The organism is Accumulibacter sp. (genome assembly GCF_032229525.1).
In the GTDB taxonomy this organism is placed as follows: domain Bacteria; phylum Pseudomonadota; class Gammaproteobacteria; order Burkholderiales; family Rhodocyclaceae; genus Accumulibacter.
Window position 1 is genome coordinate 1 of the sequence record NZ_JAVTWB010000211.1, and the last position, 24,214, is coordinate 24,214.

At 61.6% G+C, this 24,214-nt stretch carries 24 protein-coding genes; 5 read left to right on the top strand and 19 right to left on the bottom strand.

Annotation, left to right across the window (positions count from 1 at the left end):
• Both RUW20_RS17040 and RUW20_RS17045 read left to right on the top strand, forming a co-directional pair.
• Positions 1–482 (top strand): DUF6969 family protein (locus tag RUW20_RS17040; protein WP_409559382.1); only part of this gene is annotated, 482 nt, incomplete at its 5' end.
• A 161-nt stretch (positions 483–643) separates the two neighbouring features.
• Positions 644–856: a cysteine-rich CWC family protein gene (locus RUW20_RS17045; RefSeq protein ID WP_313953420.1), complete on the top strand. Its 213-nt coding sequence runs from the start codon at positions 644–646 to the stop codon at positions 854–856.
• Here RUW20_RS17045 and nudB read toward each other — a convergent pair.
• The 10 genes from nudB to RUW20_RS17095 all read right to left on the bottom strand — a co-directional run bounded on the left by nudB (position 819) and on the right by RUW20_RS17095 (position 11,322).
• Positions 819–1,274: a dihydroneopterin triphosphate diphosphatase gene (nudB, locus tag RUW20_RS17050; RefSeq protein ID WP_313953421.1), complete on the bottom strand. Its 456-nt coding sequence runs from the start codon at positions 1,272–1,274 to the stop codon at positions 819–821. The genes RUW20_RS17045 and nudB overlap by 38 nt on opposite strands.
• Positions 1,271–1,699, bottom strand: coding sequence for a barstar family protein (locus RUW20_RS17055; RefSeq protein WP_313953422.1), 429 nt, complete (start codon positions 1,697–1,699; stop codon positions 1,271–1,273). The genes nudB and RUW20_RS17055 overlap by 4 nt, the downstream gene beginning before the upstream one ends.
• Positions 1,700–1,716: 17 nt before the next feature.
• Positions 1,717–2,064 carry a ribonuclease domain-containing protein gene (locus RUW20_RS17060; protein WP_313953453.1) on the bottom strand — a complete coding sequence of 116 codons (348 nt, stop codon included), beginning with the start codon at positions 2,062–2,064 and terminating at the stop codon, positions 1,717–1,719.
• A gap of 60 nt (positions 2,065–2,124) precedes the next feature.
• Positions 2,125–3,927, bottom strand: a complete 1,803-nt coding sequence (gene aspS / locus RUW20_RS17065) for an aspartate--tRNA ligase (RefSeq protein WP_313953423.1) — start codon at positions 3,925–3,927, stop codon at positions 2,125–2,127.
• A 21-nt stretch (positions 3,928–3,948) separates the two neighbouring features.
• The gene (locus RUW20_RS17070; RefSeq protein ID WP_313953424.1) at positions 3,949–4,581 is read right to left on the bottom strand and encodes a DUF502 domain-containing protein; all 633 of its coding nucleotides are present in this window, start codon (positions 4,579–4,581) and stop codon (positions 3,949–3,951) included.
• Complete coding sequence (locus RUW20_RS17075; RefSeq protein WP_313953425.1) at positions 4,578–4,889, bottom strand: FmdB family zinc ribbon protein; 312 nt, start codon at positions 4,887–4,889, stop codon at positions 4,578–4,580. Before RUW20_RS17075 ends, RUW20_RS17070 begins: the two co-directional genes overlap by 4 nt.
• A 110-nt stretch (positions 4,890–4,999) precedes the next feature.
• Positions 5,000–5,863 (bottom strand): A24 family peptidase, encoded by an 864-nt coding sequence (locus RUW20_RS17080; RefSeq protein ID WP_313953426.1) that lies wholly within the window; start codon positions 5,861–5,863, stop codon positions 5,000–5,002.
• Entirely contained in the window at positions 5,863–7,104 is a 1,242-nt protein-coding gene (locus tag RUW20_RS17085) for a type II secretion system F family protein (protein WP_313953427.1), read from the bottom strand. Before RUW20_RS17085 ends, RUW20_RS17080 begins: the two co-directional genes overlap by 1 nt.
• Before the next feature lie 13 nt (positions 7,105–7,117).
• Entirely contained in the window at positions 7,118–8,833 is a 1,716-nt protein-coding gene (pilB, locus tag RUW20_RS17090; RefSeq protein ID WP_313953428.1) for a type IV-A pilus assembly ATPase PilB, read from the bottom strand.
• A gap of 200 nt (positions 8,834–9,033) precedes the next feature.
• Positions 9,034–11,322, bottom strand: coding sequence for an NADP-dependent malic enzyme (locus tag RUW20_RS17095; protein WP_313953429.1), 2,289 nt, complete (start codon positions 11,320–11,322; stop codon positions 9,034–9,036).
• Positions 11,323–11,629: 307 nt separating this feature from the next.
• Here RUW20_RS17095 and fusA point away from each other — a divergent pair, with 307 nt between their 5' ends.
• Positions 11,630–13,678 (top strand): elongation factor G, encoded by a 2,049-nt coding sequence (gene fusA, locus RUW20_RS17100; RefSeq protein ID WP_313953430.1) that lies wholly within the window; start codon positions 11,630–11,632, stop codon positions 13,676–13,678.
• A 30-nt stretch (positions 13,679–13,708) separates the two neighbouring features.
• The gene (gene plsB, locus RUW20_RS17105; protein ID WP_313953431.1) at positions 13,709–16,198 is read left to right on the top strand and encodes a glycerol-3-phosphate 1-O-acyltransferase PlsB; all 2,490 of its coding nucleotides are present in this window, start codon (positions 13,709–13,711) and stop codon (positions 16,196–16,198) included.
• A 12-nt stretch (positions 16,199–16,210) separates the two neighbouring features.
• Here the strand turns inward: plsB and RUW20_RS17110 are convergent, their stop codons facing one another.
• Together RUW20_RS17110 and RUW20_RS17115 are read right to left on the bottom strand one after the other, a co-directional pair.
• Positions 16,211–16,945, bottom strand: coding sequence for a transglycosylase SLT domain-containing protein (locus tag RUW20_RS17110; protein WP_313953432.1), 735 nt, complete (start codon positions 16,943–16,945; stop codon positions 16,211–16,213).
• Positions 16,946–17,324: 379 nt separating this feature from the next.
• Entirely contained in the window at positions 17,325–17,594 is a 270-nt protein-coding gene (locus tag RUW20_RS17115; protein WP_313953433.1) for a hypothetical protein, read from the bottom strand.
• Between RUW20_RS17115 and RUW20_RS17120 the strand changes: the two genes are divergently transcribed.
• Positions 17,587–18,906, top strand: a complete 1,320-nt coding sequence (locus tag RUW20_RS17120; protein ID WP_313953434.1) for a hemolysin family protein — start codon at positions 17,587–17,589, stop codon at positions 18,904–18,906. The genes RUW20_RS17115 and RUW20_RS17120 overlap by 8 nt on opposite strands.
• Positions 18,907–18,954: 48 nt before the next feature.
• Here RUW20_RS17120 and queC read toward each other — a convergent pair whose 3' ends face one another.
• From queC to RUW20_RS17155, 7 genes are all read right to left on the bottom strand, one after another.
• A complete protein-coding gene (gene queC / locus RUW20_RS17125; protein ID WP_313953454.1) occupies positions 18,955–19,653 on the bottom strand; it encodes a 7-cyano-7-deazaguanine synthase QueC in 699 nt (232 codons plus the stop codon).
• Between the two features lie 167 nt (positions 19,654–19,820).
• Positions 19,821–20,183: a PilZ domain-containing protein gene (locus RUW20_RS17130; RefSeq protein WP_313953435.1), complete on the bottom strand. Its 363-nt coding sequence runs from the start codon at positions 20,181–20,183 to the stop codon at positions 19,821–19,823.
• A gap of 19 nt (positions 20,184–20,202) precedes the next feature.
• Positions 20,203–20,862: a 7-carboxy-7-deazaguanine synthase QueE gene (gene queE, locus RUW20_RS17135; protein WP_313953436.1), complete on the bottom strand. Its 660-nt coding sequence runs from the start codon at positions 20,860–20,862 to the stop codon at positions 20,203–20,205.
• 4 nt (positions 20,863–20,866) lie between these two features.
• Positions 20,867–21,661 carry a tol-pal system protein YbgF gene (gene ybgF / locus RUW20_RS17140; protein WP_313953437.1) on the bottom strand — a complete coding sequence of 265 codons (795 nt, stop codon included), beginning with the start codon at positions 21,659–21,661 and terminating at the stop codon, positions 20,867–20,869.
• 1 nt (position 21,662) lies between these two features.
• Positions 21,663–22,187 carry a peptidoglycan-associated lipoprotein Pal gene (gene pal, locus RUW20_RS17145; protein WP_313953438.1) on the bottom strand — a complete coding sequence of 175 codons (525 nt, stop codon included), beginning with the start codon at positions 22,185–22,187 and terminating at the stop codon, positions 21,663–21,665.
• Positions 22,188–22,226: 39 nt separating this feature from the next.
• Positions 22,227–23,522 (bottom strand): Tol-Pal system beta propeller repeat protein TolB, encoded by a 1,296-nt coding sequence (gene tolB / locus RUW20_RS17150; protein WP_313953439.1) that lies wholly within the window; start codon positions 23,520–23,522, stop codon positions 22,227–22,229.
• A 185-nt stretch (positions 23,523–23,707) separates the two neighbouring features.
• Positions 23,708–24,214, bottom strand: a 507-nt coding sequence (locus RUW20_RS17155) for an energy transducer TonB (protein WP_313953440.1), incomplete at its 5' end; no start/stop codon positions are given.

The window sequence follows — 24,214 nt, forward strand, 5'->3', positions numbered from 1 at the left end:
CCGAACTGGAGCATGGGCATTTCCACCTCTTTCTTCGTGCCGGTGGCATGCCAGCTGGCTGCCGCCCGGTCGAGTACCCACAAGCCACGGACGCCTGGCCATCGGGCGATGCAGCCATTTGCCACCTGCTTGCCATCTCGATGGACACCTGGGGCTACCCGATCGGGCTCTTCTGCACCAATCGTTGGGTTACCGCGGAAACCTGGTATCGAGCTGAACAGGTGATCGCGATGCTTGACTGCTTCGCTATCGACCATGCGTTTCCCAACTGGGCCGTGAATCGCTGGATCACGGCGATGCTGCGACTCTATCGCCCGCACGTCGAGTCGCTGATTCGCCAGAGAGACGAGGTCATCGCTAGCTGGCAGGCCAGGCAACCGAACGCGGACGTCTTCGAGGACAGGGATCTCGAGATTACCGGCTGTCTACCGATCGATGTCGAACAACTGATTCGGGAGCTTGAAGGGGTGGATAGGCGGTAGCGGTTGCCCGCATCCTCTCGGCACCAGTTCTCGCGTCACGCGCTCGCCTGGTGCGCTCCCGGGAGTCCCGGTAGACTGGGCCCAGAAAGAGCATGCGTTGTGTGTGCCCGGCGGGAAGCAAACGTGCCGATCCGCCGGCTGGCGAACAGTGGAGAATGCTCATGCCTGATAGCAACAAGCAGCCGGTCGCAAGCGTTTGCGAAAGCTGTGGCGCGTCGTTTGTCTGTGGCGCGGCCGCTGGCTCTGCCACGTGCTGGTGCATGGAGCAGGCAGCGGTTTCCGTCGACCCGACACCGGGAGGCAGCTGCTACTGCCCCAGCTGCCTGGCGCAGCGGTTTACTGCGCCGACAGGTGAGCCCTCTCCGGCAGCATGAGCAGTGCGTCGCGGTTGCTCCAGGAAAAGCACTTGGCGGCTGCCGTGCGCCAGGGTAACCAGCAGTAGGCAAGGTGCTCGTCGGGGGCGATGACGACTGGCTGCACCGCCGGCAACTGCAGGGAGAAGACGTGCTCGGTGTTGTGCAGTACCCCTGGCGCGTAGCGGTGACGCCATTCGGTAAAGATCTCGTAGCGGTTGGTCAGTTGCCAGTCCCGAAGGTCGCTGGCAGCGGCCTCGATGCCGGTCTCCTCGGCAAGCTCGCGGAGCGCCGTTTCGACCAGCGTCTCGCCGCTTTCCTGACTGCCGGTTACCGACTGCCAGTAACCGGCATGCGACGCCCGCTCGAGCAGCAGTACCAGCAGCTCCGGGGTGTGAACCAGGACCAGGACCGACACCGGCTGCTTGTACCGGGTCATGCCAGTCTTGGCAGAGGGGCCGCTCCGTCCGCACGAAGATCAAAGAAAATCCACATCGGCAAGCCTTGCGATCGCCATTCGTCGATGGCCACGACGAGAACCTCCTTGAGGGTCTCGAACAGCGCAGGTTCCTCGGCGCGCAAGGTCTCCGCGCCGGATACGATCAGTACGTAGCCGGGCGCCTCACACCACGAGAAGTCGCGCAGGCAATCCTTCAGAGCATCGAAGTTGTTACCGTACCACTCCGGGAAGTGGAGGTCCTGGCCTAAGCGGGCGAGGACGGCATCAACTTGCGCCGAGTCTGCGAGGCTGACCTCGAAGCAGGCGAAGCTGGCCGCTGCGGCGGCTTTTTTGACTGCCGCCCGGCCGATCTGCGGAAGACGGTAGATTCCGGCTTGGCGTGAATCTTCGAGCAGGGTCTGCAACTTGTCCACACGCATGGTCATTCTCGAATGCGGCGAAAGCTGCCGTAGTGATCGTCGGTGTAGTAGTACTCGCCAGAGGTCGCGACATCCCCGCCGCTCCCCTTGCCGGCGATGATCCGTCGGGGGCCGCGGTCGCGGCGACCCGGCGTCGGCACCGTATACTCCTGATAGTAGCCGCGCGACTGCAAAGGCAGGCGTCGCTCGAAATTGCCGAATACGCTGCCGTCCTTGTGCGGATACGGGAAGGGTCCGCCTTGCCGGATCAGCCGCAGGACGTGCTGTCCCTCGGCGGGTAGCTCGGACAGCGCAATCGTTTTGAGGTACTGCAGTTCGCGCGCCTGCGGCGCACCAGTCAGGCCGAACAGCCCGAGCAGTACTGTGATCAGCAGCAGCCGGAGAAAACCGGCAATTCGCAGCACCGGTAGTTACCCCTTGCTGACCTCTACCTGCGTTTCGACCTTCTGGCGCAGGCGGATATGAAGTTCCCGCAGTTGCTTTTCGTCCACGCTGCTCGGCGCGTCGGTGAGCAGACATTGCGCTCGCTGCGTCTTGGGGAACGCAATCACGTCGCGGATCGAGTCGCTGCCGGCCATCATCGCGACGATCCGATCCAGGCCAAATGCCAGACCACCGTGCGGCGGCGCGCCGTACTTGAGCGCGTCAAGCAGGAAGCCGAACTTGAGCTGGGCTTCTTCATCGCCAATACCCAAGACCTTGAAGACCTCTTCCTGCACGCTTGCCTGGTGAATACGCACCGAGCCGCCACCCAGTTCAGAACCGTTCAGCGCCAGATCGTAGGCTTTGGCCAGGCAACTGCCCGGGTCCGTTTGCAGAAGTGCGAGCTGATCGTCTTTCGGACTGGTAAAGGGGTGGTGACAGGCGGTCCAGCGGTGCTCGTTCTCGTCATAGTCGAACATCGGGAAGTCTACGATCCACACCGGTTCCCAGGCATGGCCATTCAGGAAGCCTTTTTCGTGACCGATCTTGACGCGCAGGGCGCCGAGCGCATCGTTGACCACCTTTCGTTTGTCGGCGCCGAAAAAGATCAGATCGCCTGACTGCGCACCGGTTCGTTCGACGATGCTCTTGAGCGCAAGTTCGTGAAGGTTCTTGACGATCGGCGATTGCAGGCCGATTTCGTTGAGCTGTGTCGCATCGTTGACCTTGATGTAGGCCAGACCGCGGGCGCCGTAGATGCTGACAAACTGGGTGTAGGCGTCGATCTCGCCACGCGTCAGGGTGGCCCCGCCGGGGATGCGCAATGCGGCGATACGGCCACCTGGGCTGTTGGCGACATTGGCGAAGACTTTGAACGAAACATCCTTCAGGACGTCGGTAACTTCAACGAGTTCGAGGGTTACGCGCAGGTCTGGTTTGTCCGAGCCGTAGCGTTGCATTGCTTCGGCGTAAGCCAGACGGGGAAACGGATTGGGCAGATCGGCAGCGATCACCTCCTTGAATACCGCCCGGATGAGCTCCTCCATGAGCTTGATGATTTCGCCCTCGGCCATGAACGAGGTCTCCATGTCGACCTGAGTGAACTCCGGCTGACGGTCGGCACGCAGGTCCTCGTCGCGAAAGCATTTGGTCAGCTGATAGTAACGGTCGAAGCCGGCGACCATCAGCAGTTGCTTGAACAACTGTGGCGATTGGGGCAGGGCGAAGAACTGTCCTGGATGAACACGCGACGGTACCAGATAGTCGCGCGCGCCCTCAGGGGTGCTCTTGGTGAGCATCGGTGTCTCGATGTCCATGAAGCCGGCGTCATCCAGGAAGCGGCGGAAAGCGCGTGCCGTCTGGTAGCGCAGTTGCATGTTTTTTTGCATTGCGGGACGACGCAGGTCGATTACCCGGTGCAAGAGGCGAATGTTTTCCGACAGGTTCTCTTCGTCAAGCTGAAACGGTGGGGTTGCCGACGTGTTGAGAATTTCCATCTCGTGGCAGAGGATCTCGACCTCGCCACTGGCGATATTGGCGTTTACAGTTCCTTCAGGACGGGCGCGAACCCTGCCGACGACTCGCAGGCAGAACTCGTGGCGTACCGATTCGGCGACTTCGAACATCGCCGGACGGTCCGGGTCACAAACGATCTGCGACAGGCCCTCGCGGTCACGCAGGTCAACGAAGATCACGCCCCCGTGATCCCGACGCCGATGTGCCCAGCCACAAAGCCGTACTTCCTGGCCGATGAGTTGTGAATTGACCTGTCCGCAATAATGGGTGCGCATGCTGTTTCCTGGCTGCTGGTGTCAGATTATGGTGGTATTGCCGGTGGTGGTGACCGGCCGTGGTCGTAGCGGTGGCGCCACAACGCCCATCGAGATCACGTACTTCAGCGCCGTATCCACGCTCATGTCCAGTTCGATCACATCCGCCCTCGGCAGCATCAAAAAGAAGCCCGACGTCGGGTTTGGCGTTGTCGGGACGTAGACACTGACATAGTCGCCATCAAGGTGGCGAACCACATCACCACCGGGCTTGCCGGTCAGGAAGGCGATCGTCCACGCATCTCGGCGCGGGTACTCGATCAACAGCGCTTTGCGAAAAGCGTTACCCGACGACGAGAACAGTGTGTCGGATACCTGCTTGACGCTGTTGTAGATCGAATTGACAACCGGAATTCTTGCCAGCAGTTGCTCCCACCAGATGACCAATCGCTGGCCGATAAAGTTGGCAGCCAGCAAGCCGGTAACCATGATGATCAGCAGGGTCAGAATGGCCCCGGCTCCCGGGATGTCGAAGCCGAGCAGGGTGCGTGGGTGTATCGCCGCCGGCAACAGGTGCATCGACTGATCCATGGTGCCGACGATCAGAACCAGGACCCAGGCGGTGATGGCCAGCGGAACCCAGATCAGCAGCCCGGTAATGAAGTAGCGCTTCATTGCTTGGCCGCGCCGGTGTCCGCGGCGGCAACAGTAGTGCTGGCGGGGGCGGTCGTGGTACTTCCCGCCGGTTCGGCGCCGGTGGTGGCCGTCGGTGCACCGGGTGCGGTCTTCGCGGGCTTGCCGCTGCCCTTGAAATCGGTTGCATACCAGCCCGTGCCTTTCAATTGAAAGCCGGCAGCCGTCACTTGCTTGCTGTAGGTGGCCTGACCACAATCGGGGCAGGTGCACAACGGCGAGTCGCTAAGTTTTTGCAGATGATCTTTCTCGAAACCGCAGGAGCCGCAGCGATACGCGTAAATCGGCATGATAAACCCTCGGAAAGAGCCAGAAAAGCGTGGATTATACGCGAACCCGGGAAGGTTCTACCCGCCCCTCCCGCCTTGCGGGGAAGGGCCTGCGTCGCGCTCTCGGACGGCTACAGCAGGCTGACGTAGGCGCGCGTGAGGGGTTTCCCCCAGAACAAGGCAAGCAGCCCGGCCGTCGCCAGGTAGGGGCCGAAGGGAATTGGCACGCTGCGTCCGCGCTTGGCGATAACGATCAGCGCAATACCGACCACGGCGCCGAGGAGCGACGAGAGCAGGATGGTCAGCGGCAGCATCTGCCAGCCCAGCCAGGCGCCGAGCGCAGCGAGCAGCTTGAAGTCGCCGTAGCCCATCCCTTCCTTGCCGGTGGTCAGTTTGAATGCCCAGTAAACGGACCACAGGGAGAGGTAGCCGCTCACCGCCCCGATCACCGCTGACTGCAACTCGGCGAAGGTGCCGACCAGATTGAACAACAAACCGGTCCACAGCAGGAGCAAGGTGATCGAGTCGGGCAGCAATTGCGTGTCAAGGTCGATGCAAGTCAGTGCGATCAGGCACCAGATCAGCAGCATGGCGCCCAGCGCCGCCCAGCCATAGCCGAAATGAAAGGCAGCGAAGGCGCTCAGCAGACCGCTGACCGACTCGACCAGCGGGTATCGTGGTGAAATCGGCTGGTCGCATGCCGAGCAGCGGCCGCGCAGAAACAACCAGCTCAGCACCGGAACATTCTCGATGGCGCTAATCGCATGCCCACAACCGGGGCATCGCGAGCCAGGTCTGGCCAGCGACAGCGGTTCCTGCGCCGGTGGTTCCTGACCGTGGAGTTCGGCGCAGTGGGCTCGCCAGTCGCGCTCCATCATTTTTGGCAAACGATGAATGACGACATTGAGAAAGCTGCCGACCAGCAGCCCGAGCAGGCCACAAAGGACAGGGAATAGACTCGGCGCCAGATCGGCGCCAGCGAGTGGGCCCGGCATTATCCGCCGACTACAGCGCCCAGTTTGAAGATCGGAAGATACATGGCGATGACCATGCCACCAATCAGTACGCCCAGAACGACCATGATCATCGGTTCCATCAAGCTGGAGATCGCCGCGACCGCATCGTCGACCTCGGCCTCGAAGAAGTCGGCGACCTTCCCGAGCATTGAATCCAACGCCCCGGATTCCTCGCCAATGGCCACCATCTGAGTCACCATGTTCGGGAAGAGCTGGGTGTTCTGCATGGCAGAGGTCAGACTGGTACCGGTGCTGACTTCGCTCTGGATCTGTCTGGTCGCAGCCTTGTAGACATAGTTGCCGGCAGCGCCGCCGACGGACTCCAGTGACTCGACCAGGGGGACGCCGGCAGCGAACATGGTCGCCAGCGTGCGCGTCCAGCGGGCGATCACCGATTTGCGAATGACGTCGCCAAAAACTGGCAGGCGGAGGAACAGGCGGTCGAAAAGGATCTGCATTTTTTCTGATCGCTTCAAGGTATAGAAGAACGCAAAGATCGTGAGTCCGATGCTGCCGAAAATTGCCCACCAGTACTCTATGAAGATGTCCGAGATGCCGATTACCACCAGTGTCGGTGTCGGAAGGTCGGCGCCGAAGCTACGGAAAACTTCCTTGAAGGCCGGAATCACGAAGATCATGATCACCGCAGTGATGATGAAGGCGACGACGATGATGGAGATCGGATAGAACAGCGCTGACTTGATCTTCGACTTGATCGCCATGATCTTTTCTTTATAGTTGGCCAGGCGATCGAGCAATGTTTCGAGAATGCCGGCCTGCTCGCCGGCTGCGACCAGGTTGCAGTACAAGGCATCGAAGTGCAGCGGATACTTGCGGAACGCTTGTGACAGCGAGCTACCGGTTTCGACGTCGGCCTTGATGTCGAGTAACAGCTTGCCTACCGTCGGGTTGTCGTGCCCACGACCGACGATGTCGAAAGTCTGCAGCAACGGTACCCCCGCTTTCATCATCGTGGCCAGTTGCCGCGTAAACAGCGTGATATCTTTCTCGGTAACCGATCGCCCACCCTTGAAGCGCTGCCGGGAGATCTTGCTCGGCAGGATTCCCTGACGCCGTAGGGTGGCCTGTACGACAGTCTGGCTACCGGCGCGCTGCTCGCCACGAACGACTTTTCCGGCCTTGTTTTTTCCCACCCAGAGAAAAACGTGTTCCTTGATTTCGGGCCCGGTCTTCCTGCTGGGTTTCGCTGCGGTCGCCATTATTCCCTCTTCTTCAAGCGTTGGTGCTGCCGAGCACCTCATCGAGAGAGGTGAGCCCTTGCTTGACCTTCAACAGTCCAGAACGACGCAGATCATTGACGCCTTCTTTTCTGGCCTGGATTGCAATATCAAGCTCCGATCCGTTGGCCATGATAATGCGCTGAATCGCTTCAGTCACGGGCATTACTTCGTAGAGACCCACCCGTCCTTTGTAGCCGCTGCCCTTGCAGCGCGGACACTCTCCCGGGCCCTGGAGCGTCCAGCTGCCATCAAGATCGCTCTCCGTGAATCCGGCGTTGAGTAGCGTTTCGATCGGCGTATCAAGTGGCTTCTTGCAGGTGCATAGCCGACGCACAAGGCGCTGAGCTGTAATCAGCAAGATGCTCGAGGCCAGATTGAACGTCGGGATACCCATGTTCATCAGGCGCGTCAGAGTCGCCGGCGCATCGTTCGTATGGAGCGTCGACAAGACAATATGCCCGGTTTGTGCTGCCTTGATCGCAATCTCCGCCGTTTCGATATCCCGGATCTCGCCCACCATTATGATGTCCGGGTCCTGTCGAAGGAAGGCCTTGAGGGCCACCGGAAAGGTGAGTCCGGCCTTGTCATCGACATTGACCTGATTGACACCCGCCAAGGCAATCTCGGCAGGGTCTTCTGCGGTGGCAATATTGACCCCCGGTTTGTTCAGGATGTTGAGGCAGGTATAGAGCGAGACGGTCTTGCCCGAACCCGTCGGTCCGGTTACCAGGATCATCCCGTAAGGCCGGTTGATGGCGTCGAGCAGTACGGCTTTCTGCTCAGGCTCGTACCCCAGCGCATCGATCCCCAGCGTGGCGCTGGTCGGATCGAGAATTCGCAAGACGATCTTTTCTCCGTACATCGTCGGCAGGGTGCTGACGCGGAAGTCGATAGCCCTGCTTTTCGACAGCACCAAACGCATGCGGCCATCCTGTGGGACGCGCTTTTCGGCGATGTTGAGGCGCGAAATCACCTTGATGCGTGAGGCGATTTTGTCCTTGATGACCAGGGGCGGGGCGGCCACTTCGCGCAGCAGGCCGTCGATGCGAAAGCGGATACGATAGCTCTTTTCGTAGGGTTCGAAGTGGATGTCTGAGGCACCGTCGTTGATGGCATCGAGCATCATCTTTTGAATGAACCTGACGACAGGCGCGTCATCCACCTCAAGGTTCGCCACCTCGTCCACGCTCTCGTGGCCTTGCTCGTCGGAGAACTCGAGGTTGATTTCCTCGTTGCTCAGGCCTCTTAGAGCGTCCCCCACCGATTCGGAGAGTTTCGCTACCAGGGCAAGAAGCTTGTCTTCCTCAACGACTACCGGGTCGACCGCCAAACCCGTCTGAAAGCGGATTTCGTCGAGGGCTCGCAGGTTGGTTGGATCGGCGATGGCGATCGCCAGTCGGTTACCACGCTTGTAGAGGGGCGCCACTTGGTGGGTGGCGATAAGTTTCCCGTCGATAAGATTCTTCTGGATATGGGCGTCGTCGATAGCCGCCAGATCGAGAAGTGGATAACCGAACTTGTCCGACGCAAAACGCGCCAGCTCGATGAAGGTGGCCTTGTGGGCGCTGACCAGTTGCCCGATCAACGATTTCCGGCTGGCCGCGGCTTGCGCGAGCAAAGACTCAACCTCGGCTTCCTTGAGCCGATCAGCTTGTACAAGCGAACGAGCGAGGCCGCTGAGCGGCGGATGTTGCGGATTGGCTGCCATGTCTCCCAAAAGGACCTTGCACTGCGTAGTGAACCATCAGGTCCCGGCTTTACCGGGGTGGCTCTGTTGATGATGCATTGACTCTGCGCATTTGTAAAGACTGCAGCAGGCGCACGGATAAGCCATGAAAACCATAGGCTTGTTGCCGGGTGCGATCACCGCCTGCGACGTGATCGCCGGCCGTGGAAGCGTTGCGACAGCTATTCGGCCGCAGCTTCGACGACGACCAGTGCGCTCATGTCCACCACTCTGCGCACGGTTGAGGTCGGTAGCAGCACATGTACCGGTCGAGCCGCGCCAAGCAGGATCGGACCCACCGACATGCCGTCACCACCGGTCATCTTGAGCAGGTTGTAGGAAATGTTCGCGGCATCCAGATTGGGCATCACCAGGAGATTGGCCTCGCCGCTGAGTGGCGATTCCGGATCAGACTGGTTCCGTATCGCTTCCGAGAGCGCGCTTTCGCCGTGCATTTCGCCGTCGATTTCCAGATCAGGCGCCTTGGCGCGGACGATCCTCACCGCTTCGCTCAGCTTGCGCGTGGCAGCGGTCTGCGACGAGCCGAAGTTCGAATGTGATAACAGCGCCACCTTGGGCTTGATCGTGAAGCGGCTGACCGCCTCGGCGGCCATCAGGGTGATCTCGGCCAGTTGCTCGGCATCGGGATCCTCATTGACGTGTGTATCGCAGAGGAAAAGCGCCCGCCCAGGCAGCAAGACGTGGGTCATCGCGGCCATCGTGCTGCGGCCGGGTGCTTTGCCAATGACCTCGTCGATCTGCCGCAGGTGATGGGAAAACCGGCCGGAAAGGCCGCAGATCATCCCGTCTGCGTAGCCAAGCTTGAGCAGAATGGCACCGATAATCGTATTGTTGGTGCGCAAACGCGTCTTGGCGATGTCGATAGTTACCCCATGGCGCTTTCTCAGCTGATGATAAGTCTTCCAGCATTCCTTGTAGCGTTCGTCGCTGGCCGGGTCGACGATCTCGAAATCCGTGCCGGGCTCCAACTTTGAACCGAGCCTCTTGAGTCGCGCCGAAATCACATCGGGGCGGCCAATCAGAATCGGGCGCGTCAAACCTTCACTGATGATCGTCTGTGCAGCCCGGAGCATCCTTTCATCCTCGCCATCGCAATAAACGATGCGCGTCTCGCGGACGCGCTTGGCGGCCGAGAAAACCGCGCGCATGCCAAAGCCGGTCTGGTAAACGAACTCCCGCAGCTTCTCGCGGTAGGCGTCGAGGTCGGCAATCGGCCGCGTTGCCACGCCGGATCGCATCGCGGCCTCGGCCACGGCCGGCGCGATGGTGGTGATCAAACGCGGATCGAAGGGTTTGGGAATCAGGTAATCGGCGCCAAACGCCAACTCCTGATCGGCATAGGCCATCGCTACCTCATCGCTCACCTCCCACTGCGCCATCTCTGCCAGCGCTCTGACGCAGGCCATCTTCATTTCCTCGTTGATGCTGGTGGCGCCGACATCAAGGGCGCCGCGAAAGATAAACGGGAAGCAGAGCACATTGTTGACCTGGTTGGCGTAATCCGAACGACCGGTGGCCATGATCACGTCCGGGCGCACCTGGTGCGCCAGCTCGGGCATGATCTCCGGCGTCGGATTGGCCAACGCGAAAACGATCGGTCGCTCGGCCATGCTGGCAAGCATTTCGGGTTGGAGGATGCCGGCGGCGGACAGCCCGAGAAAAACATCGGCGCCGTTGAGCGCTTCGGCCAGTGTCCGGCAGCCGGTGTCACGCGCATAACGCGCCTTGTTCGGCTCCATGTCGGCGTCTCGCCCGGCGTAAATCACCCCTTTCGAGTCGCAGACGATAATGTTTTCGCGCCGCACTCCCAACTCACACCACAGGTTGAGGCAGGAAATGGCTGCGGCACCGGCGCCCGAGCAGACGACGGTCACTTCGTCGATCTTTCTGCCGGTCACCTGGAGCGCGTTGAGGATCGCCGCCGACGAAATGATCGCCGTGCCATGCTGATCGTCATGAAAGACCGGAATCGTCATCCGTTCCTTGAGCTTGGCTTCGATGTAGAAGCACTCCGGCGCCTTGATGTCTTCCAGATTGATGCCGCCCAGTGTTGGCTCCATGGCGGCGATCATGTCGATCAGCTTGTCGGGGTCCCTTTCGGCGAGTTCAATGTCGAAGACATCGATGCCGGCAAACTTCTTGAACAGACAGCCCTTGCCTTCCATCACCGGTTTCGCGGCCAGGGGACCGATGTTGCCGAGCCCGAGGACGGCCGTTCCGTTGGTAATCACGCCAACGAGATTGGCCCGCGATGTGTAGAGGCTGGCAGAACCGGGGTCATCGACGATGGCATGGCAGGCGAAAGCAACGCCAGGGGAATAGGCGAGCGCCAGATCGAGCTGATTGTTCAGTCCCTTGGTCGGCTGGACAGCAATCTTGCCCGGAGTCGGGGAACTGTGATATTCGAGGGCAGCATCGCGAAGGTCGGCTTGGCGCTGATCGTTTTCCATAATGGCTCCTGACGCAGTGTTCATCAAAACTGAAAAAAAGCGCGTAACTTTAGCTGACCCAAGCGATTTGCACAAAGTTCATGTTTTCTCCATACGCTGTCGGTGCCAGCCGGGGAGCATTCATCGACGGGCGGGCGCGAAACTCATCGCTTGCCAGGCACTGCCTCGGCAGGGCCTCCAGCAATGCACTCTAGCGCGAGCGCTGTGGTCGCGGCAGGGGTAAAATGATGTCAGCACGCGTGATCTGCAATGCCACGTGGCTAGTCTTGAAGCTGCCGCGTGCCTTCGACTTCATGGGAGATGATGAATGGGCCAAACCACCACCAGTAATCTGCGTACGGTCGCCCTTGTCGGCCACGGCGCCGCCGGCAAGACCACCCTCGCCGAAAGCCTGCTCGCCGCGGCCGGCGCGATCAGTAGCCGCGGCGCTGTCGAGAAGGGTAATACCGTTTGCGATTTCGATCCGCAAGAGAAGGAATTTGGCCACTCGCTGAATGCGGCGCTGGTGGGCTTTCCGTGGCGGGGTGTGCAGGTTCATCTGATCGATACCCCGGGCTTTCCCGACTTCGCCGGGCAGGCGATCAGTGCGCTGGCCGCCGTAGACACCGCTCTGGTGGTGATCAATGCGCAGAACGGCATCGAGCTCTCAAGCGAACGGATGATGCAGCTGGCGGCTGCGCGCGGCGTCTGCAGGATGATCGTCATCAACAAGATCGACGCCGACAACGTCAATCTGCCGGCGCTGGTCGGGGAAATCCGCGAACGCTTCGGTCGTGAATGCATGTTGCTGGATCTGCCAGTCAAGCAGGGCAGCGAAGTCGTCGAGTTGCTCGGGCACGAAACCGGCGAGAGCGACTTCGAATCTGTCGCTGCGGCGCACCGCGCGTTAATCGATCAGATCGTCGAGGAGGACGAGGAGCTACTTGCTCGCTATCTGGACGAAGGGGTCGATCCCAGTCCGGACGAACTCCATCGGCCGTTCGAAAAAGCGCTACGTTCGGGCCATCTGATTCCGATTCTGTTCGTTTCGGCAAGAACCGGCGCCGGCATTCCGCAACTCCTCGATGTCCTTGCCCAGCTGGCACCCAGTCCGGCCGAGGGAAACCCGCCACCCTTCTATCGCGGGGGGCCGGAGGGGCCAGCGGAAGCCTTTCAGGCAGACCCCGATCCGGACAAGCATGTTCTCGCCCACGTCTTCAAGATCGTCAGTGATCCTTTCATTGGCAAGGTCGGCGTTTTCCGCGTTCATCAAGGCACCATCAGGAAGGATTCACAGCTTTTCGTTGGTGATGGCAAGCGTCCCTTCAAGGTCGGTCACATCTACCACCTGCAAGGCAAGGAGTATGTCGAGGCCGAGACCCTGATCCCTGGCGACCTGGGCGCCATTGCCAAGGTTGAAGAGATCGAGTTCGATTGTGTTCTGCACGATTCGCACGATGAAGACCACATCCACCTGAAACCGCTCGAGTTTCCGCAGCCGATGCAGGGACTCGCCGTTCATGCCAAACGCAAGGCGGACGAGCAACGTCTGTTCGAGATTTTGCACAAGCTGGAGGTGGAGGACCCGTGTTTCCGGATCGAACGGCATGCGGCGACCAACGAAACGGTCATTCGCGGCATCGGTGAAATGCACTTGCGCGCCAAGCTGACGCGCCTCGCACAGCAGTACAAACTGGAACTCGATACCACCCCGCCGCAGATTGCCTATCGTGAAGCGATCACGGGCTCGGCCGAGGGGCACTGCCGGCACAAGAAACAGAGCGGTGGCGCGGGTCAGTTCGGCGAAGTTGCGCTGCGCGTCGAAGCCCTCGAACGGGGTGCCGGCTTTGAGTTCGTCGATATCGTCAAGGGCGGCGTCATCCCGGGAGTGTTCATGGCATCGGTCGAGAAAGGGGTTCGTCAGGCCCTTGCCGACGGTGTGGTTGCCGGCTTTCCGGTGCAGGACTTGCGTGTCACGGTGTACGACGGCAAGACCCACCCGGTGGACGGCAAGGACATCGCCTTCACCACCGCTGCTCGCAAAGCCACCGTCGACGCGATTCGTGCCGCCAAACCGATCATCCTCGAGCCGGTGGTGGAGATCGAAATCCTTGCGCCGGAAGCGATGACCGGCGATCTCACCGGGGACCTTTCCAGCAAGCGGGGCCACCTGACCGGCACGCAGCCGCGCGGTCCCGGGGTGATGGCAATTACCGGCGAGGTGCCGCTGGCCGAACTCGACAACTACCAGTCGCGTCTGAAGTCGCTGACGGGTGGACAGGGTTCGTACAGCATTGCTTTTTCGCACTACGCGCAGGTGCCGCCGGCAACGCAACAACAACTCGCTTCGCAGCACAAGGTCGTCGAAGAAGAGTAAGCGTCAGCGGTGAGCGACGGGCGCGTAGTCGTGAGCGATCCTGGCAGCGTCTCTGACTGGTTTCTCCCGCTGGCCCGCCGCTTGCTGTATCTCTGGGTGCGGACCTCGGTTTTCCCGGCGAAGTCGCAGGAACTGGCTCTCGATCCGGAGAAGCCGGTCTGCTACGTGTTGCAGAACCGGCACCTCTCGAACCTGCTGGTTCTTTTCGAGGAGTCCCGGCGGGCGGGTCTGCCGCGCGCCGAGGCGCCGATCGACCTTGCCGGGCAGCGCTTGGCGCGCTCGTTCTTCTTTCTCAATCGCGACCGCAGCCTCGCCGGCCGGGAGCGCGACAGCCGTGCGCAGTCGACGTTGCTGGCGGCTATGGTCCGTCAGGCCGTCGTCGACCCGCAAGTCGACGTACAACTGGTCCCGGTACTCATCCTCTGGGGACGCGCCCCCGGCAAGCAGGATTCGATTCTCAAGGCGCTGTTCTCGGAAACCTGGCGCCCGCCTGGCGCCTGGCGACAGCTGCTGGCAATCGTGCTGCACGGCCGCCATGTTCTGGTGCGCTACAACGCACCGATTTCGCTGCGCAAGCTGCTGCCGGAAGGATTCGACGAAGAGCGGGCGCTACGCAAGCTGTCGCGGGTCTTGCGCGTTCATTTTTACCGCCAGCGGCAAATGGCCATCGGCCCTGATTTGTCGCACCGTAACACCCAGGTCAGTGCGGTGCTCTCCGGCGAGCGGGTGCGCGCGGCGATCGCCAAGGAGGCCGCGACACAGGGTATATCGCCCGAGGACGCACGCGCGAGGGCCGGCAGTTTTGCACTGGAGATCGCGTCCGATTATTCCTACGGTGCGGTGCGCGCGCTCGAGCTGTTCCTGGCCTGGTTGTGGGCGCGACTCTACGATGGTATCGAATTGCACAATTTCGACGTCGTTACGCGCATCGCCCCGGGCCACGAAATCGTCTACGTACCTTGTCACCGTAGCCATATCGACTACCTGCTGTTGTCGTATCTGATTCACCGCAATGGCCTGACCCCACCGCACATCGCTGCCGGCGCCAACCTCGACCTGCCGATCGTCGGCGCCTTGCTACGCCGTTGCGGCGCATTCTTCCTGCGCCGCAGCTTCAAGGGTCAGCCGCTATACGCTGCGGTCTTCGACGACTATCTTCAGCTGATGCTTGCCCGTGGCTTCCCGCTCGAATACTTCATCGAGGGCGGGCGCAGCCGCAGCGGCAGGATGTTGGCGCCAAAAGCCGGCATTCTCGGCATGACCGTGCACAGTTTCATCCGTGAGCACACCCGGCCGCTGGTATTCGTGCCTGTATACATCGGCTACGAGAAGCTTTTCGAGGGGCGCACCTACCTCGGTGAACTGGCAGGGAAAGCCAAGCAGAGGGAATCGCTGTTGGGCATCCTGAAGAGTCTCCGTAGTCTCAAGCGGGTGTTTGGCAAGGTTCACGTCAACGTCGGCGAACCGCTGATTCTGGCCGGATTTCTCGACGCCCAGTACCCCGCCTGGCGTGACCAGGCTGCCGAAGGTCCTTCAGCATGGTCGCGGGCAGTGACGCGCCGCGCCGCGGCCGAACTGGCCAAGCGCATCAACGAGGCGGCGGTGCTCAATCCGGTGAACCTGATCGCGCTCACCATGCTGGCGACGCCGAAGCATACCGCCGACGAGCAAGTGCTGCAGCGGATGATCGAGCACTACCAGGCACTGTTCGCCGAAGCCTCGTATGCCCCGCCAGGCATCGCCTGCACGCTCGATGCACCGGCGGTGGTGGCCTACGCCGAGCGACTGGCCATTGTCGAACGCTTCGCTGATTCCCTGGGCGAACTGATTCGTGTGCCGGCAAGACAGGCGCCTTTGCTCGCTTACTTCCGCAACAACGTACTCCATCTGTTTGCCCTGCCGGCGGTGATTGCCTGCCTGTTGAGCCACAACCGCCGCCTCGATGGCACACGTGTGGCGCAGGCGGTGCGCGGCATCTACGCCCTGATGCGAGCCGAGCTGTTCCTTCGCTGGCCGCTGGAAGAGTTGTCGGCAGCCAGCGAAGCGGTCATTGGCGTGCTGGTCAGGCGCGGCCTTCTGTATCGCACCGAATCGTCCGCCTGGCTCGCAGCTCCCGAGCCGACCAGTCAGGAATTTGCCGAGTTGCATCTGCTCGGTGAAAGCATTCGCCCTCTACTTGAGCGGCACTTCCTCACCCTGGCGCTGCTCGAGCAGCAGGGAAGCGGCCAAATTGGCCGCGCGGCGCTGGCAGACAACTGCCAGCGTCTGGCACAACGGTTAGCGCTGCTCTACGACTTCAATACGCCGGAAATTGCCGACAAGGCGACCTTTTCGGTTTTCATCGCCAGTCTGATCGAAGCGGAATTCCTGTGCGAGGATGAAGCGGGTTTGCTGCATTTCGACGAGCGCCTGATGATGCCGCTGAGCGACGCTGAACTCGTGCTCTCGGCCGCGGCCAGGCAGGCGATCCGGCGTATGGCGGGGGCCGGTGCCCGCGTCGCAGAGCAGCCGGCAACCTGAACGGCGTGATACTCAGGCGTGCGAGCCGCCGCTGCCCCGTGCGGCCTGCTCGAGGCGCTGCTTTTCGGCAAACACCTTGTTCGCGTAGCCGGTGTCAGGGTCTTTCGACGAGCCGCCATAATGTTGCAGGCCGCGGGTTAGACTGCCACGCCAGCGGATCGCCTCCTCAAGAACATGGACGCCGACCTGGATGTTGGTTACCGGGTCCAGAAAGGGCTGCTCACCCGCGCCTTCCGGAACCTTGTCCAGGTGGAAACCCGGCATCACCTGCATCAGGCCTTGGGCACCGACCGGGCTTTCGGCAAAGGGATTGAACCGCGATTCGATACCGATGATGGCAATGATCAGCAAGGGATCGAGACGATGCTCGCGCCCGACGCTCTGCGCAGTGGCGAAGATCGGGATCAGTGCTTCCGGCGCAACGCGGTAGCGACGCGACACGTAGTCGAGGGCGCGCTTCAGCGATGGCTTCAGAGTTTCCGGAGTAGATTCGACGGTGGCTGTCGGTGATGCTTCAGCGGCGGCCACTGGCAGGCCTTCGGGGACGGCTGAACCTTCTTCCTCGTGGGTTGCAGATGCGGCAAGCGTTGCGCTTCTCTTGTCGGCGCTGATGCTGCCACTGAAGGCCGGCTTGATGGTGCCGAGAACGAGCATCAGGCCAACGATGATCAAACCATATTGAATGAAACTCAAGGTGGCGTCAGTACGACGCGCCCTGGTGCCTTTGAACAGACTGGTAGTAGACATGCTCTCTCCTTACCTTTCGTCATCGTGCCAAAGCGACGGCCCGACGATGGACGGTTACAGGCGGGTGCAAAGCCTCGAAATTGGGGGAAACACGTACCCTGAGGCCGGGACTCTGTGCGGTGGGATGCGCCGCGAGCAGAGGGGCGGATTGAAGCTGGGCAGCTGAGCTTGCGTTGTGCCGATTCAGCTGACGACTGAAAGTGTCTTTCTTCCTTTCAGCAGGAGGCGAACTCTATTGATTATCAGAGACTTGGTCAACCCGGCTCGCCGAACGTGTTTCCAGGAAGAGCGTTCGGGCGTCACCCGGAAGGGGTGAACCGGCCGCCTGGGCACACTGCAGGTCGCCGCTACAGCCCTTGCTTTAAGGGGCGTCGAGGCATCACTGGGCGGGCGAGCGGTGGCCTTCGTCATGGTGGTCTGGCGCAGGATAGAAGTGTTGTGCAATTACAACAGTCAGGGTCGGATGTAGCGCCGTGCGATGCTCACGCGGCGTGGCGACGCGACCATCGCCGTGGCTTCCGGCCGAGTCCTTCGCCACCGCCACGGCGCGCAGGTAGCGCGGCGCGAGGGTGCTCACCCGATATAATGCCCGCACTCGCCTAAAAAACCCGACTGACTGCTCGGCAGCCCGACGCTGATCAATGGACATCGCGCTTCTCCTCTTGCTCGTCCTGCTCAACGGCGTTCTCGCCATGGCGGAAATCGCCGTCGTGTCTTCCCGACAGTCACGCCTGCAGAAACTCGCCGATGATGGCAACCTGGGCGCTCGCTCGGCGTTGGCACTGAGCAAAGAGCCGTCGACTTTCCTGTCGACCATCCAGGTCGGTATCACCACCATCGGCATCCTGAGTGGAGCCATCGGCGAAGCGGCGCTGGCAGTGCCGCTGGCCGAATGGTTGAGCGGGTTTTCGCCACTCGCTCCCTACGCCAGGGCGATCGCTCTGACGGTGGTGGTCGGCGGGGTGACGTATTTCGCAGTTGTGGTGGGCGAACTCGTTCCGAAGCGCCTCGGCCTGCTTGCGCCGGAGCGCGTTGCCGCGCTGATCGCGCCACCGATGGGCCTGCTGTCTGGCCTGGCGCGCCCGCTGGTATGGTTGCTCTCGTCGTCGTCCAGCTTGCTCCTGCGCCTGATCGGCGCACGACCAACGCAGGCGTCCTCGGTGACCGACGAGGAAATCAAGCTGTTGATGGACCAGGGTGCCAGGGCCGGCGTCTTCCACGCCAGCGAGCAGGACATTGTTTCCAACGTCCTGCGGCTCGACGAACAGCGGATCAGCGCGATCATGACCCACCGCAAGGACATCTATCTGCTCGACTTGAATGACAGCGAAGCGGAGATTCGCAACTGCCTCGCCGAGAGCCCGCACAAACGCATTGTCGTCTGCCGCGAGGGTCTGAAGCACATCGTTGGCGTCTTGCGCACCGGTGAGTTGCTCAAGGGCGCCCTCTTTGGCGAGCCGCTGTCGATCGAGCCCTTCGTCAGACCGGCACTCTACGTGCCGGCGAGTGTGACGACGACCCAGTTGCTCGAAACCTTCCGCCGGGCGCGCCAGCAATGCGCGTTGATGGTCGACGAGTACGGCGAGTTGCAGGGTCTGGTCACGCTCACCGACGTGCTGACTTCCATCGTCGGCGATCTCCCCGCCTACGATACGCCCGAGGAGATCGATATCGTCGTGCGCGAAGATGGCTCCTGGCTGGTGGACGGCGGCGTCACCCTCGAACGTCTGCGGGCCATCCTCAGAATCGCCTCCGAACTGCCGGGCGAGGAAGAAAACGCCTTCCATACTCTGGGTGGCTTGATCATGTACGTGCTCGGCCACATTCCCGCGCCAACGGATCACTTCGAGCTCGCCGGCCTGCGCTTCGAAGTGGTGGATATGGATCGAAACCGAGTCGATAAGGTCCTGATTGCGCGCGTTATTCCTCAGCCAGAAGCGGTGTCTGGGAGCGACGCCTGAGCTTGCCTGGACGGGCTGGCACGCTCGCGGCGAGGCGCCAGGCAGCAATCACGCCGCATAGCGCGTCGGGTCGGCCATGCCAGCGGCGACAAACCCGGCTCGCCGCAGGCGGCACGAATCGCAGGCACCGCAGGCGCTGCCGAGCGCATCGGCCTGGTAGCAGGAAACGGTCAAGCGGTAGTCCACCCCGAGTTCGGTACCGCGCTGGATGATCTCTGCCTTGCCGAGATCGATCAGCGGCGCGTGGATGTTCAGCGTCGCACCTTCGACGGCCGCCCTGGTCGCCAGCCTGGCCATTCTTTCGAATGCTTCGATGTACTCTGGCCGGCAATCGGGATAGCCGGAGTAGTCGACGGCGTTGACGCCGACAAAAATATCGTGGCTGCCGAGCACCTCGGCCCACGCCAACGCCAGCGAGAGCATGATCGTATTGCGCGCCGGCACGTAAGTGACCGGAATGCCCGCCTCAACACCGTCGACGGGGATGGCGATGCTGTTGTCGGTCAGCGCGGAGCCGCCGAAGTCGTCCAGCTTGAGGCGCAGCACTCGATGCTCGCTGGCGCCCATCGCTGCGGCAACGGCTGCCGCCGCCTGCAGCTCGGCACGGTGACGCTGGCCGTAGTCGATCGACAGGCAGAAGCATTGAAATCCGGCAGCTTTGGCGATCGCCAGCGTCGTCGCTGAGTCGAGTCCACCGGAGAGGAGAACGACGGCACGCGGTGTGTGAGGTGAAGGAGTCGGTGGCATGGGTTGGTGAATATACCAGTGTTCCCGGGTCATCGATTTGTCTTTGGCCACGGCTGACGACAATCGTCGTGCGGGCCTGGCCAGCAGCATCGGCTTGTCGAGCGGGAAACAGCCCTGGCGGGCGACAGATGTTACCTAGCCACGGTGCGCATGGAGCCTGCCCCAGGCTACCCGGAGAGCAGCACCGAGAACTCGCGCTCGAGCAGCTCTGCGCTGCCCAGGTTGAGCTCGACGAGGCGGCGCAGGTGGCTTGCGCTGTCGAGGTCTATGGTCCGGCAGACGAGACCGGCTTGTTGGTCTTCGACGTGGACGATGAGAGTCTGCATGCTGATCTGGTTGTCGACCTCGTTGAGGTCGACACGTAGCTCGGCCGCTACGCCGGGCCGAAGATCGGCACCTTCTGGCAGGCGTACCAACGCGCCTTTCAGCGAAATATCTCCCACGCGTACCTCGATCTGGACGTCACCGATGATCAACTGCGCTGGCGAATCAAAGGCGATACGGCAATAGCGACGTCGTTGCTCATTCATGGCGGCTTGCTCTCGAGGCCTATCTGCCTCGAATTTTACCCCAAAGAACCTTGTGCAGTTGCAACTGGAAGCGCACCGGCAGGCGATCGGCGATTACCCATTCGGCCAGTGTCGCCGCCGCCAGTTCACCCTCCACCGGCGAAAAAAGCAGCGGGCAGCGCGTCGCGAGTTGCCGTTCCGCGATCAACTGGCAAGCCCAGTCGTAGTCTACGCGGTCCTTCAGCACGAACTTGAGCTCGTCGTTGGCGGTCAGCAGGGGAAGGTTTTCCCAGCGATTGCGGGCGCTCTCGCCGGAACCGGGCGCTTTGAGGTCGACGACGCGCGCCACGCGCGCATCGACCTTGCCGATATCGAGAGCACCGGAGGTTTCCAGCGAGACGGCATGACCGGCATCACTGAGTGCGCTCAGCAGCAGCAGGCAGGCGGACTGGGCGAGGGGTTCGCCACCCGTAACGCAAACGTGGCGTACCTCGTGCCGGGCGACCTCGGCGAGAATCTCCGGCAGCTGCATCGTCTGACCGCCGGTGAAGGCGTAGGCTGTATCGCACCACACGCAACGCAGTGGGCAGCCGGTCAGACGGACAAAGACCGTTGGCAAGCCGACGCGGGAGCTTTCACCTTGCAGGGAGACGAAGATCTCGCTGATCTTCAGCGAAGGCTTTTTGACGGCGCCCTCCACCCGCTTATTTCTTCAGGCGCTGCCTGGCCGCATTGGCTGCCGAGCTTTCCGGATACTTGGCGAGCAGTGCTTCAAGCGTTGCCCGCGCACTCTTGCTATCACCAAGTTCCTGCTGACAGGTGGCGACGTTGAGCAAGGCATCGGCCGCTTTGGCGTGTGCCGGCCACTTGCTGACCACCATCCGCTGTGCGTCAATCCCCTTCTTGCAGTCACGCAGCGCGTAATGCGCATTGCCGAGCCAGTAGTACGCGTTGGGCGTCAGCGTGCTGTCCGGATGGGCCTTGGCGAAAGCTTCGAAAGCGGCCGCCGCTTCCTTCAGCTTGTTGGCCCTGAACAGATTGAGCGCCGCCTCGTACTCACGCGTCTCGGTTGCCGGGTCGCTGGCGACCTTTTTGGGGCTTTCAGCCGGCGCTTGTTGGCTGCCGCCCGCAGGAGCTGCGTCGGTACCTGAGGCGACCGGCGCTTCGATTTTGCGCAGGCGACCGTCGAGGTCAACGTAAAAATCCTGTTGCCGTTTCTTGGCCGCCTCGAGTTCGTAGTTCAGCGTCTCGACCTGACCACGCAGGCGTGCATTCTCGTCACGCAAGGCCTGGATCTGGTTGGCGAGCTCCATCTGCCCCTTGGCGACGGTGTCAAGGCGCTCGTTTGACTTGATGCTCAGGTCGTCTACTTTCCGTCTGGCCTCCTCGTCGTCAAAGAGGCCGGCATGCGCCTGTTGCGCGCCAAGGCCGGCAAGCAACAAAGCAATGGACAGAACGCGTCTCGTGGCCGGCAGGCGATCGGTGAGCGTTTCTGACATCCTAGAACTCGCCGCTGTACAACATGTCCGCCCGGCGGTTTTCTGCCCAGGCGGTGTCGTTGTGACCTTCATTCTTCGGCTTCTCTTCGCCCAGGCTGACCGACTCGAGCTGCGCTTCCTGGGCGCCAAGCAATGCCAACATGCGCTTGACTGCATCGGCCCGCTTCTGGCCAAGTGCCAGGTTGTATTCACGGCTACCGCGTTCGTCGGTGTTGCCCTGGATCAGCATCTTGAACTGGCGGTTCTCGGTGAGAAACTTGGCGTGGGCGGCCACCAGATCCTTGTACTCGGCCTTGACCTCGTAGTTGTCATAGTCGAAGTACACGCTGCGCTTCGACAGGATATTCTTTGGATCGGTGAGGGCAGCCGGCAGGCGGTGGCTGTCCACGCCGCCTGCGGTGACCGTGGCGACTCCGGGTCCGCCCCGCGTCTCGACGGGAGCGCCGGTTTGGCCCTCGTTGTCGGGCGTCGAGCTGCAGGCCGCAAGCAAGAGAGCAAGAGCGGCCGGGATGACGAGTTGTTTCATGTCTTTCTCCTGCGGGAAATTATCAATTAAAGCGGATGGTTATTTGTTGAAAGGACCCCACGCCGGCTCACGGACATCGCCGGCCGAAATGGAAAGGCGTTGCTTGATGCGGCCATCAATCGAAACGGCGGAGAGTACGCCACGCCCACCGGACTCGGTGGCAATCAGAATCATCCTGCCATTCGGCGCGAAGCTCGGTGATTCATCCTTGTAGGAGTCGGTAAGAACTTGCACCTGCCGGCTGGCCAAGTCCATCACGCTCAAACGAAAACCACCATCACGCCGGCTGATGAAGGCCATCGACTTCCCGTCGGGGGAAAGGCGTGGCGTCACGTTGTAGCTACCTTCGAAACTCACCCGCTGCGGGTCGCCGCCGGTGGCGCCAACCCGGTAGATTTGTGGGCTGCCACCACGATCCGACGTGAAGTACACCGATTGCCCGTCCGGGGAGAAATGAGGCTCGGTGTTGATCGCGCTGGCTGTCGTCAGGCGCTGCGCTCCTGAGCCGTCGGCGTTGACGATGAAGATCTGCGAGCCACCTTCCTTGCTCAGCACCACCGCCAGGCGATTTCCGTCAGGCGCCCAGGTGGGTGCCGAGTTCGATCCCTTGAAGTTGGCAACCACGATGCGCTTGCCGGAGGCCAGCGAGTGCACGTAGACCACCGGCTTCTTGTTCTCGAAGGAGACATAGGCCAGACGACCGCCATCCGGCGACCAGGCGGGCGAGATGATCGGTTCCTTCGAAATCAGCGCTGCCTGCGCATTCTGGCCATCCGCGTCGGCAATGTGCAGCTCGTAGCGCGTGGCGCTCGCCCTGACCACGTAGGCGATGCGCGTCGAGAAAATACCCGGCTCACCAGTCAGCTTTTCGTAGATCATGTCCGCGATGCGATGGCCAGCGGCCCGCAGCATCGGTTTCGAAGTCACAAAGGCGGAGCCACCGAGCCCGACCTGCTTGTTGACGTCATAAAGGCGGAAGCGTGCCTCCTGCCGACCGTCTGGACTCGTGCCGATGCTGCCAGCGGCCAGCGCGTCGGCCCCCCTGTTTTTCCACTCGTCATAAACAGGGCTTGATGCCTCGGTCATGGGGCCGCCACCGCTGTCAACCATCTTGAACAGGCCGCTGCGTTCCAGGTCGGCACGCACCACCGAGGTGACGATACGCGATGCGCCAGGATCGCCGCCGAACTCGGCAATGGCAATCGGGATGCGATTGGCACCGGCACCCGTGATTTCTATGGTCAGTTGGGCGTGGGCCGGGAGGTGCAGGAAGAAGGCCAAGGCGCAAACGGCGAGCGGGCCGGCACGACGGAGTTGGAGCAAGATGCGAAACATGGCGCTTGTCCAGTACGGAATGCGCGATTATATCGCCTTTGCATGCGAAGGATTTGTAACGAAGCGTGATCTTGCCGATGCCGGCACCCGTTGCCTGCTGAAATAGCGCCAAAAAGCCCTTGAGCATGTCGAGGACCGGTAAGTCCGGCTGCTCCTGGGCTTCGCCAGTCAGCTGGCGGGTTACGTTAGTCGTCCCTCGGCCGGTAAGGGATTTTCAGCACCCGGTCGAAGAGCTCCGCTTGGGCTGGTTTGGGTAATGGCGACGACTTGCGGATAGCCCGCTCGACGGCGGCATCAAGGGCCGCGTTGCCGCTTGAGCGGAGGATCTTGACATCGAGGACGTCGCCCGAGGGAAGCTGGGTGACCTCGAACAGCGCCTCCGGATTGCCATCGATGCCCGGCGGCAGCGTGATGTTGCCGCGAATCTTGCCACGAACCCTGTCGATATACTCGGCCAGGCCGCGCGCTCGCGCGGCCGCCGCCTGCTCGGCCTGCAACTGCTTGAGCTGGCGCGCCTCGGTCGCCGCCCGGGCGCGCTGATCGTCAGCTGCTTTCTGAGCCGCTTTCTCGGCTGCCTTCTGAGCCGCCTTCTGTTGTTCCAGCAGTTTCTTTTCTCGTTCCAGTTCGTCGTCAAAAGTCGGACGAGGCTCGGGTTTTGGCTGTTCCTTCTTCGGCGGTTCTTTTGGCTTCGG